Consider the following 14,326-nt stretch of genomic DNA (forward strand, 5'->3'; position numbering starts at 1 on the left):
GTCGTCTCCGTTACACCTTTTCCACGTTCACGAGGAAGGCCTTAAACTCCGGCGTCTGCGTGTTCGCATCACCGACGAACGGCGTCAGGGTATTCGCAATGAACCCTTTTTTCGCCACGCCCTCATAGCCCCAGTGAATTGGGATGCCGATGGTATCCACCTGCTGACCGTGAACGTTCAGCGTGCGAATACGCTTGGTCACTACCGCCTTGGCCTTGATGTAGCCGCGGTTAGAGGAGACCTTCACGGTATCGCCATGGGCAATGCCGAGCTTGTTCGCCAGCTTCTCGCCGATCTCCACAAACTGTTCCGGCTGCGCGATGGCGTTAAGCAGCGCGTGCTTGGTCCAGTAGTGGAAGTGCTCGGTCAGACGGTAAGTGGTGCCCACGTACGGGAACTTGTCTTTTTTACCCAGCGCTTCAAAGTCGCCCTTGAAGATACGCGCTGCTGGGTTAGAGACCACGTTCGGGTGCAGCGGGTTGGTGCCCAGCGGCGTCTCAAACGGCTCGTAGTGTTCCGGGAACGGCCCTTCCGCCATCTTGTCGATAGCAAACAGGCGCCCCATCCCTTCAGGCTGCATGATAAACGGCCCAACGTCGCTGCCTGGTGCGGCAGTGCTGTAGTCCGGAATATCCACGCCGCCCCATTTCGCGCCGTCCCACTTCAGCAGCTGACGCTTCGGATCCCACGGGTTACCCTGCGGGTCAGCGGAGGCACGGTTATAGAGGATGCGGCGGTTCAGCGGCCATGCCCATGCCCAGCCCAGCGTATTGCCGAGGCCCGACGGGTCGGCGTTGTCACGGTTGGCCATCTGGTTGCCTTTCGGCGTCCAGCTACCGGCAAAGATCCAGCAGCCGCTGGAGGTGGTACCGTCATCGCGCAGGTGGGCGAAGGTGCTGAGCTGGTCGCCTTTCTTCGCCAGAACCGCGCCGGTGACCGGGTCGATAACGTCCGCCAGCGCCTTACCGTTGCTCTCCATGGCCACTTCTTCCGGCGCAGGATTTTCCGGCGTCGAGTAGTTCCAGGTCATGTTCAGCACCGGCTCAGGGTTCGCGCCGCCTTCTGCCGCATACATCTTACGCAGGCGTAAGAAGATACCGGCCAGGATCTCGCCGTCGTTCATGGCGATGCCCGGGGCGTCCGCGCCTTTCCAGTGCCACTGCAGCCAGCGGCCGGAGTTGACGATAGAACCGTTCTCTTCCGCGAAGCAGGTAGACGGCAGGCGGAACACTTCGGTCTGAATCTTCGACGGATCGACGTCGTTCGACTCGCCGTGGTTCTGCCAGAAGGTCGAGGTCTCGGTGTTGAGCGGGTCAATCGTTACCAGGAACTTCAGCTTCGAGAGAGACTCGACAACCTTGTTCTTGTTCGGGAACGACGCCACCGGGTTAAAGCCCTGGCAGATATAGCCGTTGACCTGGCCCTGGTGCATCATTTCGAAGTACTGGAGAACGTCGTAACCTTTGTCCCACTTCGGCAGCCAGTCAAAGCCCCAGCTGTTTTCCGCCGTCGCTTTGTCGCCGTAGAAGGCTTTCATCAGCGAGACGAAGAACTTCGGATAGTTGCCCCAGTAGTTCACCTGGCCTTCGAGCAGCGGTTTTGGCGTGCTGGCCGTCAGGTAGGTCTGCAGGTCAGTCTGTTTCTCGCTTGGCAGGTTCATGTAACCCGTCAGGCTCTGAGACAGCAGGCCGAGGTCGGTCAGACCCTGGATGTTAGAGTGACCGCGCAGGGCGTTCACGCCGCCGCCTGCCATCCCCATGTTGCCGAGCAGCAGCTGCACCATTGCCATGGTACGGATGTTCTGCGCGCCGATGGAGTGCTGCGTCCAGCCGAGTGCATACAGGAACGACGCGGTTTTGTCCTTCGCGCTGGTTTCCGCAATCAGCTCGCAGACCTTCAGGAAGTCCGCCTTCGGCGTGCCGCAGATGTTCTCAACAACGTCCGGCGTGTAGCGGGAAACGTGCTCTTTCAGCAGGTTCCATACGCAGCGCGGGTGTTGAAGAGTGGTGTCGCGCTTCGCAAAGCCTTTCTCATCCAGCTCGTAGTTCCAGCTGGTTTTGTCGTACTTACGTTTTTCCGCGTCATAACCGCTGAACAGGCCATCTTCGAAGTGGTAATCCTCACGCACGATCAGGCTGGCGTTGGTATAGGCTTCGGTATACTCGCGGTTATATTTTTCGTTGGTCATCAGGTACAGCAGTACGCCTGACAGGAAAGTGATGTCAGTACCTGAACGAATAGGGGTGTAGAAATCCGCCACTGACGCTGTACGCGTAAAGCGGGGATCGATCACAATCAGTTTCGCACCGTTGTGGATTTTGGCTTCCATCGCCCAGCGGAACCCGACAGGGTGCGCTTCAGCGGCGTTACCGCCCATCACCACAATGAGGTTGGCGTTCTTGATGTCGACCCAGTGGTTGGTCATCGCACCGCGACCAAATGTTGGAGCAAGACTTGCTACCGTTGGTCCGTGTCAGACACGCGCCTGGTTGTCGACCGCGAGCATACCGAGTGCGCGCGTGAATTTCTGGGTTAAATAGCCGGTTTCGTTGCTGGAGGCAGAAGCACACAGCATCCCGGTGGAGAGCCAGCGGTTGACCGTAACGCCGTCGGCGTTCTTCTCAATAAAGTTGGCATCGCGGTCTTCTTTAATATGTTTTGCGATGCGGTCAAACGCCTCTTCCCAGCTGATTTGCTGCCATTTATCGGAGCCAGGTGCGCGATATTCCGGGAATTTCAGACGGCTTTCGGAGTGGATAAAGTCCACCAGACCGGCCCCTTTCGGGCACAGCGCGCCGCGGTTGACCGGATGGTCCGGGTCGCCTTCGATATGGAAAATAGACGCTTTGGCGTTTTTCGCACCGTCGCCGAGGCTATACATCAACAGCCCACAGCCGACGGAGCAGTACGTACAGGTGTTACGGGTTTCGCGGGTGCGCAGCAGTTTGTACTGCCGCGTTTCCGCCAGCGCTACGCCGGGCGCAAAGCCCAGTGCCGCCGCCGTGGTGCCTGCCATACCGCCAGCGCAGATCTTAAAGAACTGCCTTCTGCTGACCTGCATGGGTCACTCCTTGTTCGACATTGCTTATATATGTAGTTTTAACTTCGCGGTTGAGAATTGACCGCAAAGGAGAAAAATTTGCGTTAATCCCTCATTTCTCCGAGGGATATCATCAGAATACCACAATGTCGGTATACCTGTTCCAACGGCGTTAATACAAAGTGAACGTATTATCACTGTGTTGATTATAAAGTGTGACACTGATCACACTATAAGCTCTGCATGTTAAAGGGGTGTAGCGGGGGCCGGGTTGCACCTCTTCTTAATGAGTAGGACAATGAGTGTCGAAAAGTTGATCCATACTATGCGTAAGGCCTGCGGTTTATGCTGCAATAGCAGGCCTACTTCCGTGGTTGTTCAGGAATACCGCTGTGTCTAAACAAAACCGTGCTACCCGCTCATCGCCACTGCCTGCGGGCATTGTGGAAATGTCGGTACGCAGACCGCCCCGCATTACCCATGCCACACCCGATTTTCTGGCTGAAGAAGTGCCCGTTGCCCTCGTTTACAACGGTATTTCGCACGTTGTGATGATGGCCTCACCCAAAGATCTCGAACTGTTCGCCATCGGTTTTTCCCTTTCGGAAGGCATCATTGCGCACCCGCAGGAGATCTACGGCATGGACGTGGTTCAGGCGTGTAACGGTCTTGAAGTGCAAATCGAACTCTCCAGCCGCCGCTTTATGGGGCTGAAAGAGCGCCGCCGCGCGCTGGCCGGGCGTACCGGGTGCGGTGTCTGTGGTGTTGAGCAGCTTAATGATATTGGCAAGCCCGTTGCGCCACTGCCGTTTACCCAGACCTTCAATCTGGCGCATCTCGACCGTGCGCTGGAAAATCTCAACGATGTTCAGCCCATCGGCCAACTGAGCGGTTGCACGCACGCGGCGGCGTGGGTATTGCCGTCAGGAGATATTGCTGGAGGGCATGAGGACGTGGGCCGCCACGTCGCGCTCGACAAGCTATTAGGCCGTCGTGCGGGGGAAAGCGATCTCTGGCAGCAGGGCGCGGCGCTTGTTTCCAGCCGCGCCAGCTATGAGATGGTGCAGAAGTCCGCGATGTGCGGCGTGGAAATTCTGTTTGCGGTGTCGGCGGCAACCACGCTGGCGGTGGAGGTGGCGGAGCGCTGCAATCTGACGCTGGTGGGGTTCTGCAAGCCGGGCAGGGCGACAATTTATACCCATCCGCAGCGGTTAATGGTTGATCAGTAATTTTGAACGATAATAGCAAATCCTTCCGCTTTTAGTTGTTCAGGATGAGGGCTAGTATTTATCTCATCAAGGCACGGTGCCTTACCTAAACAACTTAATGAAAGGGTTTATATCATGAAAAGCATCAAAACTTTTGTCGCTGTAATCGCTCTGGCTACTTCTTTCGGTTCTTTCGCTGCACAGACAGTGACCGCCTCTGCTTCCACCATTGATAGCGCAGAAGCGAAAATCGCGGCTCAGGCTCAGGAAGCGGGCGCGTCATCCTACAAAATTACCCAGGCGTTCACCGGTAACCGCGTACACATGACCGCTGAACTGAACAAATAATTTCGCCATACCGTCGAAAGAGCGCCCCTGGGGCGCTTTTTTAGTTTATACCCGCCAGACGCAGCAGCGCCGTCACCACCGCCGCCGCGACGATCACCACAATTAACGGCATTTTTCGCCATGCCAGGAACACCGCGAACCCCACGCCCAGCACGCGCGCCATGCCCGCAAAATGTTCCCCTTCATAAAACGTGGTCGCCAGCGCGACGGAGAACAGCAAAACGGTAGCCGCATCGGAAAGCAGCGCCTGCGATCGTTCAGAAAGCGCCAGCCGGTTGCCCAGCTTTGCCCCGCCGAGACGCATCAGGTAGGTTCCGGCAGAAAGAATGGCGATGCCGAGAATAAAAAACGTCATATTTCCCATTATTTTTTCCTCGCAGCGAGACCGAGTAACGAAAGCAGAACCGGTAAACCCACCGGGGCAAACGGCACGGCAGCCAGTGATAGCGCGGCACCGCTGCAGGCGCGGATCAGCGTGGTACGGTTTTTAAACGCGGGAACCACTAACGCCAGCAGGATCGCCGGAAACACCGCGTCCAGCCCGATGGTCTCCGGGTCCGGCAGCAGTTTACCGACCATGGCACCCAGCAGCGCCCCCACCGGCCAGATAATCGCCACGCCTAAACCGCACAGCCAGTAGGCCGCTTTACGCTGCTCGGGCGTTTTTTGCGACAGGCCAAACACCACGCTTTCATCGTTCATGATGTGACAGCCGAGATAGCTCAAACCCCGTTTGCCCACCAGTTCACGCACCGTCACGCCAAACGGCACATGGCGCGCGTTGACCAGCAAACCGGCGGCCGCTGCCGCCAGCGGGTTACCTCCGCTTGCCACAATGCCGATAAACATAAACTCGGATGCGCCCGCCAGCACCGTGAGGGAAAGCACAAACGGCACCCACAGCGGAAAACCGTAGGCCATCGCCAGGGAGCCGTAAGACATGCCGACCACGCCTACCGCGAGGCAGACCAAAATTATCGCTTTTATCGTGTCGCCTTTCAGGCAAGAGAGGGGATTCTTCATATCATTTTAGCCATATCGAACGTATTTCCATTATAATGAACGCATCAAAATCGTTTTACAAGATGAACGAATCGTTCGTTATAGAGAGACAGAGGCCGTTTTTATGACGCAGCCAATCAGCGTGATCGCCAAAAGTCTGGTGCGGGAACGCCTGCGAACCGGGCTGTCACTGGCGGAAATTGCCCGCCGTGCCGGGATCGCCAAATCTACGCTTTCTCAGCTGGAGTCTGGCAACGGCAATCCTAGCCTGGAAACGCTCTGGTCGCTTTGCGTGGCGCTGGATATCCCGTTTGCCCGGTTACTGGAGCCGCAGCAGCCCGTCACGCAGGTGATCCGCCGCGGCGAGGGCACCAAGGTGGTTGCCGGGCAGGCAAACTACGAGGCGATTTTGCTGGCGGCGTGTCCGCCGGGCGCGCGTCGTGATATCTATCTGCTGCTGACGCAGCCGGGCGCAGACCGTATTTCCCAGCCGCATCCGCCGGGGTCGGTTGAGCATATTATCGTGACCCAGGGGCGGGCGATGGTCGGCCTGATCGACGCGGCGGAAGAACTCGGCCCGGGCGATTACATTTGCTACCCTGCCGACCAGCCGCATATCTTTAAGGCGCTGGAGCCAGACACCCACGCCCTTCTGGTGGCGGAACAAAATTAACGAAGATACGGAAAATCATGTCGCTCAAAGCCATTGCTAAAGAACTGGGGCTGTCCGTCACTACCGTCAGCCGCGCCCTCAACGGGTATGACGATGTTTCTGCTGAGACGCGCGCCCGCGTGGAGGCGGAGGCCCAGCGCCGTGGTTACCGACCTAATACGTTTGCGCGCCGCCTGAAGATGGGCAAAATTGATGCCGTCGGCCTCGTTTTTCCCGTGCATCCTGTTCCGCTCAATAACAGCGTTTTTATGGACATGGTCGGCGAAATTAGCCACGAACTGGCGCGACATGAGATCGACCTGCTGCTCATCGCCGACGATGATCTGGCGGATAAGCACAGCTATATGCGCATGGTGCAAAGCCGCCGCGTGGATGCGCTGATTGTGGCCCACACGCTGGATCACGATCCGCGACTTGAACAGCTGCAGGCCGTCGGATTCCCTTTTCTGGCGCTTGGCCGCAGTCAGCTGCCGCAGCCGTACGCGTGGTTCGACTTCGACAACTATGCTGGCACGTACCAGGCCACCCGCTGGCTGATTAAGAAAGGCCATCAGCGCATCGCCCTGCTGGGCGAAAGCAATAATCAGGCATTTATCACCCAGCGGCGACAGGGCTACCTGGACGCGCTGCGGGAAGCCGGGCTCTCCAGCGAATGGCTGCGCGCTATGCCCCCTTCGCGCCGCGTGGGGTATGCCACCACGAAAGAACTTCTCTCCCTGCCGCAGCCCCCCACGGCCATCATTACCGACTGCAACACCCACGGCGACGGCGCGGCGATGGCGCTGGCGGAACTGGGCCGCCTGACAGGCGAGAACGCCGTTGCGCTGGTGGTTTATGACGGACTTCCACAGGACAGCATCGTTGATGCTGACGTGGCGGCTGTAATCCAGTCCACTCGTCAGGGCGTCGGAAAACAGATTGCCGATATGGTGCGCCAGCTGATTAACGGCGACGACATCGAACGGCTCCAGGTGCTCTGGCAGCCGGAATTCTTCCCGGGCCAGACGGCCTAAACCGCGTAAATTTCCAAACCCGATCACAGATCCGAAACGTTTTGGTTTGTATCCGAAACGTTTCGGATCAACACTCAAGGCATCCCGACGACAGGAGATGTCTGATGCAAGATGCCATTTTACGACTCGAAAGCACCACGGTTGACGTGGTGATAAAAACCCAACCGTTCGCCGAAATTCTCTACTGGGGGCCGCACCTTCAGCACTTTTCGCCGCAGAATGTCGCTACATTGGCGCGGCCGGTGGCAAACGGCAGGCTGGATGTGGACTCCCCGGTAACGCTGATGGCCGAACTGGGGCACGGGCTGTTTGGCTCGCCCGGTATTGAGGGGCATCGCCAGGGGCTGGACGGTTCCCCGGTGTTTAAAACCACGCAGGTGCAGCAGGACGTAAACACCCTGACGATAACCGCCGAAGATGAATGCGCGGGGCTGCGTCTGACCAGCGAGCTGACGCTGGAGGCTAGCGGCGTGCTGGTGGTGCGCCATGGGTTAACCAACCTGAAAGCGCTGGCGTGGCAGGTGGACCGATTCGCCGTCACGCTGCCGGTGGCCGAGCGCGCGCGGGAGGTAATGGCCTTTCACGGACGCTGGATCAGAGAATTTCAGCCGCACCGCGTCACGCTTGAACACGACAGCTTTATCATTGAAAACCGTCGGGGTAAAACGTCCCACGAACATTTCCCGGCGCTGATCGCCGGTACGCCATCGTTCAGCGAAATGCAGGGCGACGTCTGGGGCGTGCATCTGGGCTGGAGCGGCAACCACCGCCTGCGCGCCGAAGCGAAAACCGATGGTCGCCGTTATATACAGGCCGAAGCGCTCTACCTGCCGGGTGAAATGGCGATTGAAGAGGGCGAAACGCTCTGGACGCCGCGCCTGTATGCCAGTTATTCCCCGCACGGGCTGAACGGCATGAGCCAGCAGTTCCACCGCTATCTGCGCGACAGCATCATCCGCTTCCCGGAAAACAAACCGCGCCCGGTACACCTCAATACCTGGGAGGGGATCTACTTCAGCCACGATCCGGAGTACATCATGCGCATGGCCGACGAGGCCGCCGCGCTGGGCGTGGAGCGCTTTATCATTGACGACGGCTGGTTCAAAGGCCGCAACGACGACCATGCCGCGCTGGGCGACTGGTACCTGGATGAGAAAAAATACCCGAACGGCCTGACGCCGGTAATCAGTCACGTTAAACGGCTCGGCATGGAGTTTGGCATCTGGATCGAGCCGGAGATGATTAACCCGGATTCCGATCTGTATCGCGCGCATCCTGACTGGGTGCTGGCGCTGCCGGGCTACACGCAGGCGACCGGGCGGCACCAGCTGGTGCTCAATCTCAACATCCCGCAGGCCTTTGATTATCTCGTGGAGCGCATGAGCTGGCTGCTGGGCGAGCATGCGGTTGACTATGTGAAATGGGACATGAACCGCGAGCTGGTGCAGCCCGGGCACAACGGTAAAGCCGCCGCCGACGCGCAGACCCGCCAGTTTTACCACCTGCTGGATGTGCTGGGCGAGCGCTTCCCGCACATTGAGTTTGAATCCTGTTCCTCCGGAGGCGGGCGAATCGATTATGAAGTGCTGACCCGCAGCCACCGCTTCTGGGCGTCCGATAACAACGACGCGCTGGAGCGCAACACGATCCAGCGCGGCATGAGCTACTTCTTCCCGCCGGAGGTGATGGGGGCGCATATCGGTCATCATAAATGTCACGCCACCTTCCGCCAGCACAGCATCGCTTTCCGTGGGCTGACGGCGCTGTTTGGGCATATGGGGCTGGAGCTGGATCCGCTCACCGTCGATGCGCAGGAGCGTGAGGGCTATCGCCATTACGCCGCGCTGTATAAGCGGTGGCGCGAGGTGATTCATCACGGTACCCAGTGGCGCGTGGACATGCCGGATGCCACCACGCTGGCGCAGGGTATAGTGAGTGAAGACAAAGCGCAGGGGCTGTTTATGGTCAGCCAGCTCGCGATGCCGGATTACACCCTGATGATGCCGCTGCGCATGCCGGGGCTAGACGCCAGCGCACAGTACCGCATCACGCTGCAGGATCACCCGAACATTCAGATCACGGGCGAGGGCGGACACACCATGCGCAAGCTGCCGGCGTGGATGGAAGCCCCTCAAACGGCAAGCGGCGAATGGCTGATGCGGGCGGGTATTGCGCTGCCGATTCTGGATCCGGAAACCGCCATTCTGATTGGCGTAGAACGCGTGTAAAGGTGACGGGCCGGGCAACCGGCCCTCCGTTGAGGATAAAAATAATGAACACAACAACCTGTACCCACAAAGACAACCCCAATTTCTGGATCTTCGGGCTGTTCTTCTTTCTCTACTTCTTCATCATGGCCACCTGCTTTCCGTTCCTGCCGATTTGGCTGTCGGACATCATCGGTCTGAACAAAACCCATACCGGGATTGTCTTCTCCTGCATCTCGCTGTCGGCCATCGCGTTCCAGCCGGTGCTGGGCGTCATTTCGGACAAGCTGGGGCTGAAAAAACACCTGCTGTGGATAATCTCGGTGCTGTTGTTTCTGTTCGCACCGTTCTTCCTGTTCGTCTTCGCGCCACTGTTGAAAACGAATATCTGGCTGGGCGCGCTGAGCGGCGGGCTGTATATCGGCTTTGTTTTTTCAGCCGGATCCGGGGCGATTGAGGCCTACATTGAACGCGTGAGCCGCAACAGCTTCTTTGAGTACGGCAAGGCGCGCATGTTTGGCTGCCTCGGCTGGGGGCTGTGCGCCTCAACGGGCGGCATCCTGTTCGGCATCGATCCGTCGTATGTTTTCTGGATGGGATCGGCGGCGGCACTTTTGCTGATGCTGTTGCTGGTGGTCGCGAAACCGAAGCCCAACCAGACGGCGCAGGTGATGAACGCCCTGGGCGCGAACCAGCCGCAGATCACCGCTAAAACCGTGTTCAACCTGTTCCGCCAGCGCAGAATGTGGATGTTCATCCTGTACGTGATTGGCGTGGCCTGCGTGTATGACGTTTTCGACCAGCAGTTTGCCACCTTCTTTAAAACCTTCTTCGCCACGCCGCAGGAAGGGACCCGCGCCTTTGGTTTTGCCACCACGGCGGGGGAGATTTGTAACGCCATCATCATGTTCTGCTCGCCATGGATCATTAACCGCATCGGCGCGAAGAACACGCTGCTGATCGCTGGGGTGATTATGGCGACGCGCATTATCGGCTCGTCGTTTGCCACCACCGCCGTGGAGGTCATCGCCCTCAAGATGCTGCACGCCCTGGAAGTCCCGTTCCTGCTGGTGGGGGCATTCAAATACATTACCGGAGTGTTTGATACGCGCCTGTCGGCCACCATCTATCTGATTGGTTTTCAGTTTGCCAAACAGTCGGCAGCGATTTTCCTCTCCGCCTTTGCCGGAAATATGTATGACCGGATCGGCTTCCAGGAGACGTATCTGATGCTGGGCTGTTTCGTGCTGGCGATTACGGTGGTATCGGCGTTTACGCTGAGCAGCAGGCGGGAGATTGCTGCACGAAGTAACACGGTGGAGGCGAACCAGGCATAGGCGCTGTAAAACGACGAAACCCACCAGAGGTGGGTTTCATAAATCGCTTTGCCTATGGTGTACGCAACCAGAACCTATAAAAAGGGGAAGTAGACAGTACAGGCTTTCAGGACCAAATTCTAACGGATGAAGGATCCACCGTCAACTGTATCTACAGGTCTATGGTATGCTTCGGCACATCGTTCTGGGAGCACGAATAAATGCCGCAAGCTACTAATTATAAACCGATTATTTCATTGATCTCATCAATACGTCTGGACGGATATCGCACAACGTTTCGTCCGAATAATGAATGCGAATTATACGGCATATACATCTGGTCTCAGCATGCAGCAGCGTCCATTTATCCTCTCCTCCAAAACCTTGAGATCTCTTTAAGAAACGCCGTCGACAGAGAAGCCAGGGTGAGATTTGGCGATATGTGGTGGGAAACGATTCACTGCACAAAAGACCGGGATGAGTGTCATTTCTATAAAAACATCGAAAAGGCTCAAGAGTGCCTTACCCGGGAATGGCGCAAAAAAGAGATGAGACGCAGGCGAGGAGCTTATGCTCAGGTGCAACCGGTCCCGGAATGGAGTCACGATCGTATTATTGCCTCAACGGATTTTAGTACCTGGCATTATGTTTTGAATAATGAGTTTAACGCTCCCGCGCCGCGAGATAACCACGGGTATTTATGGCCAAAATCATTGAGTAAAGTCTTTAAAAATTACGCCAGAATCAACACGAACCCGCAAAAAGTCAGAAAAACGCTGATCGATCTCATCTTTGAACTGAGAGAGTATCGCAACCGTATTTCCCATCACGAACCTATCTGGGTTAAAGCGCCAAACTTGAATGACGCAAGAACGGCGATTGATACGATAAGAGTCAAGATAAACAAAATTGAACTTATCATCGAAGCTCTTGATATTAATCTGCTTAAGGTGATGAAAAAGGTAGGGCTGTTTGAGAATGCCAGACGCGTTTGCTCACTAGACGAGCTCAATATCTATCGTTATACGAAACCGTTTTGTGCGTTATCGCCCGAGCAGATTGCCGTTATTGAACAGTACTGTCACGATGCGAAAGAGAGGAACGAAACCATCATCTGGGAGCATGATACGGTAGTTTATGGATTGAGAACCTTGCGCTAAAAGCAGGTGACGCGTGCGTTGCATCACCTGCTTTGCCGTTACGCTAAGTAAAACACCTCTTTCAGTTCCGAACTCACCGGGCTGTTATCTGGGTTCGACGGCATGACGTCAGCCATATATTTCCACCAGCGCTGGCACACGTCGGTATTCGCCACCGCGTTCCAGCGCTCCTCCGACTCAATCTCCACCGTCGCAAACAGCAGGTTGCGTTCTCTGTCGAGATAAATGGCGTAGTGGTGTGCGCCGTGGTCTTTCAACACCGCTGCAAGCTCGGGCCAAATCGGATTGTGGCGACGCGCGTACTCCTCGTGCGCGTCCGGGTTTATCTGCATCACAAACGCTTTGCGGATCATAATGCCTCCAGGTACAGCTCGCGGACCTCGTCGCGGCTGGCGGTGCGGGGGTTGCACGGCGCACACGGATCGGCGAGGGCTTTATCCAGCCAGCCTTCGATATCGGCTTTGGTGACGCCGAGCTGGCTGAAGCCTGACGGAATGCCGACGCGGGCGCTCAGGTCGCGAATCGCCTGAATGGCGGACATGCTGGCGGCTTCATCGCTCATCCCGCGGATATCGACGCCCATTGCCTGCGCCACGCGGGCAAAACGCGCGACCGCGTTCGGGCGGTTAAAGTTTTCGATGATCGGCAGCAGGATGGCGTTGCACACGCCATGTGGCAGGTTGTGCGTTGCGCCCGGCTGGTGCGCCAGAGCATGTACCAGCCCTAGCCCTGCGCTGTTAAACGCCATACCTGCCAGGTACTGACCAAACGCCATCTGCTCGCGTGCTTCCAGGTTATGACCGTCGTCGACCGCTTTCGGCAGCCAGAGGCTGATCAGGCGAATCGCTTCCAGCGCGTTGGCATCGGTCAGCGGGTGCGCGCCAACGGACACGTAGGCTTCAATGGCGTGCGTTAACGCATCCATACCGGTCGCCGCGGTCACGGAGGCCGGAATATCCAGCATGACGCTGGCATCGTCCACGGCAATATCCGGGATAATGTTCGGGTCGATAATCACCTCTTTCACCTGACGCGCGGAGTCGATGATCACCGCGTTGCTGGTCATCTCCGCCGCCGTGCCCGCGGTAGTGTTGATGGCCACCAGCGGCACGCCCGCGTTTTTCACCTTGCCGACGCCGGAGTAATCGGTAGACGGGCCTGGATTAGCGGTGAGGATTTTAATCGCCTTGGCGGTATCAATCGGGCTGCCGCCGCCAAAGGCAATCACGTAATCACACTCCGCGTCCCGGTAAGCCGCAAATCCTTTTTGCACCAGCGCTTCCGTCGGGTTCGGAAACACCTCATCGAACAGGTGATATGACATTTGATGGGCGTCCAGCGCGGTAAACAGGCTGTCGAGCAGGCCCAGTTTCACCAGTTGGCCGTCGGTGACAACCAGCGCTTTGCCCCACTGCCTGGTCGCTACCAGGTTGACCATATCGCCGATTGCACCCGCGCCATGCAGGCTAATTTTGGGAAGTGCCAACATAAAGCTCATGATAATTCTCCTTAACTATCGCCTGTGGCGTTACGCGTATAAATCCAGGGCCGACTGCATCGGGGTAACGCCAAAACGTTTGCCCAGGGCGATCAGCTCTTCCCGGGTGATGGTCTGCTTCATGCCGCCCATGGAATAGACCTTCACCAGCACCTCCGCGGATTTCTCGGCGGTGTCGATCAGGCCAAAGGTTTCATCCAGAGTCGGACCGCTGCCGAAGACGCCGTGAAACGGCCACAGCACCAGGGCGTGCTTTTGCATATCCGTCGCGGTCGCCTGACCGATTTCATCGGTACCCGGCACCATCCACGGCAGAATGCCGACGCCGTCCGGGAAGACCACCAGGCATTCGGTACTGCCTTCCCACAGCTTGCGGGTAAAGAAATCAGAATTATTTTCCAGCACGTAGGTCAGGGCGATCAGGTTAGTGGCGTGGCAGTGCATGATGACGCGGTCTTTGCCGTCAGTCGCCTTGATGCGCTCGCAGTGGGAGAGGAAGTGCGCCGGCAGTTCAGAGGTCGGCACCGCGTCGTCCGTTAGCCCCCACAGAATGTGGTAGCCCGCGCCGTCGCTGTCTACCCTCACGACGCCGAGATTGGCTTCCGGGTCCAGTTGAACGTTACGGAAGAACTTCCCGGAACCGGTAACGATAAACGGCGTGTTGGCGAGCAGCGGCATCGGCTGGCTCAGGGCAATATAGCGCGGCTTCTGATGAAAATCGGCGGCGTACGGCTCGATGTCCGCATCGTCCAGGCGCAGCGTGAGGTTGCCGCCGTTGCGCTCGTCCCAGCCCTTCAGCCAGGCGTCGGAGGTGGCTTTGATCATGCCCTGGACGAACCAGGAGGTGGTGATGGTCTGCAT

The 14,326-nt window shown here is 57.5% G+C and carries 13 protein-coding genes; 7 read left to right on the forward strand and 6 right to left on the reverse strand.

Annotation, left to right across the window (positions count from 1 at the left end):
* Positions 1–10: 10 nt before the first annotated feature.
* Positions 11–3,061, reverse strand: coding sequence for a formate dehydrogenase-N subunit alpha (gene fdnG / locus IM291_RS18635; RefSeq protein ID WP_120266897.1), 3,051 nt, complete (start codon positions 3,059–3,061; stop codon positions 11–13).
* A 371-nt stretch (positions 3,062–3,432) separates the two neighbouring features.
* Between fdnG and fdhD the strand changes: the two genes are divergently transcribed.
* Together fdhD and IM291_RS18645 are read left to right on the forward strand one after the other, a co-directional pair.
* Positions 3,433–4,269, forward strand: a complete 837-nt coding sequence (gene fdhD / locus IM291_RS18640; RefSeq protein WP_028014870.1) for a formate dehydrogenase accessory sulfurtransferase FdhD — start codon at positions 3,433–3,435, stop codon at positions 4,267–4,269.
* Positions 4,270–4,383: 114 nt separating this feature from the next.
* A complete protein-coding gene (locus IM291_RS18645; protein WP_028014869.1) occupies positions 4,384–4,596 on the forward strand; it encodes a DUF1471 domain-containing protein in 213 nt (70 codons plus the stop codon).
* A gap of 40 nt (positions 4,597–4,636) precedes the next feature.
* Here the strand turns inward: IM291_RS18645 and IM291_RS18650 are convergent, their stop codons facing one another.
* Both IM291_RS18650 and IM291_RS18655 read right to left on the reverse strand, forming a co-directional pair.
* A complete protein-coding gene (locus IM291_RS18650; protein ID WP_028014868.1) occupies positions 4,637–4,960 on the reverse strand; it encodes an AzlD domain-containing protein in 324 nt (107 codons plus the stop codon).
* Positions 4,960–5,619, reverse strand: a complete 660-nt coding sequence (locus tag IM291_RS18655) for an AzlC family ABC transporter permease (protein ID WP_028014867.1) — start codon at positions 5,617–5,619, stop codon at positions 4,960–4,962. The genes IM291_RS18650 and IM291_RS18655 overlap by 1 nt, the downstream gene beginning before the upstream one ends.
* 103 nt (positions 5,620–5,722) lie before the next feature.
* Here IM291_RS18655 and IM291_RS18660 point away from each other — a divergent pair, with 103 nt between their 5' ends.
* From IM291_RS18660 to IM291_RS18680, 5 genes are all read left to right on the forward strand, one after another.
* Positions 5,723–6,271, forward strand: a complete 549-nt coding sequence (locus IM291_RS18660; RefSeq protein WP_003861973.1) for a helix-turn-helix domain-containing protein — start codon at positions 5,723–5,725, stop codon at positions 6,269–6,271.
* Positions 6,272–6,288: 17 nt separating this feature from the next.
* Positions 6,289–7,284: a LacI family DNA-binding transcriptional regulator gene (locus IM291_RS18665; RefSeq protein ID WP_192987475.1), complete on the forward strand. Its 996-nt coding sequence runs from the start codon at positions 6,289–6,291 to the stop codon at positions 7,282–7,284.
* A gap of 104 nt (positions 7,285–7,388) precedes the next feature.
* The gene (locus tag IM291_RS18670) at positions 7,389–9,512 is read left to right on the forward strand and encodes an alpha-galactosidase (protein ID WP_049000044.1); all 2,124 of its coding nucleotides are present in this window, start codon (positions 7,389–7,391) and stop codon (positions 9,510–9,512) included.
* Between the two features lie 44 nt (positions 9,513–9,556).
* Complete coding sequence (locus IM291_RS18675; RefSeq protein ID WP_192987477.1) at positions 9,557–10,828, forward strand: MFS transporter; 1,272 nt, start codon at positions 9,557–9,559, stop codon at positions 10,826–10,828.
* A gap of 200 nt (positions 10,829–11,028) precedes the next feature.
* Positions 11,029–11,967: an Abi family protein gene (locus IM291_RS18680; protein ID WP_192987479.1), complete on the forward strand. Its 939-nt coding sequence runs from the start codon at positions 11,029–11,031 to the stop codon at positions 11,965–11,967.
* Between the two features lie 38 nt (positions 11,968–12,005).
* Here the strand turns inward: IM291_RS18680 and rhaM are convergent, their stop codons facing one another.
* Genes rhaM through rhaD form a run of 3 tightly spaced genes read right to left on the reverse strand, consistent with a single transcriptional unit; the run spans position 12,006 to position 14,326 of the window.
* Positions 12,006–12,320: an L-rhamnose mutarotase gene (rhaM, locus tag IM291_RS18685; RefSeq protein WP_049000048.1), complete on the reverse strand. Its 315-nt coding sequence runs from the start codon at positions 12,318–12,320 to the stop codon at positions 12,006–12,008.
* Positions 12,317–13,465 carry a lactaldehyde reductase gene (gene fucO, locus IM291_RS18690; protein ID WP_192987481.1) on the reverse strand — a complete coding sequence of 383 codons (1,149 nt, stop codon included), beginning with the start codon at positions 13,463–13,465 and terminating at the stop codon, positions 12,317–12,319. The genes rhaM and fucO overlap by 4 nt, the downstream gene beginning before the upstream one ends.
* A gap of 30 nt (positions 13,466–13,495) precedes the next feature.
* On the reverse strand, positions 13,496–14,326 hold the full coding sequence (rhaD, locus tag IM291_RS18695) for a rhamnulose-1-phosphate aldolase (protein ID WP_045260243.1): 831 nt from the start codon (positions 14,324–14,326) through the stop codon (positions 13,496–13,498).

Source organism: Enterobacter cloacae complex sp. P27C, assembly GCF_014895705.1.
Classification (GTDB): Bacteria; Pseudomonadota; Gammaproteobacteria; order Enterobacterales; family Enterobacteriaceae; genus Enterobacter; species Enterobacter bugandensis.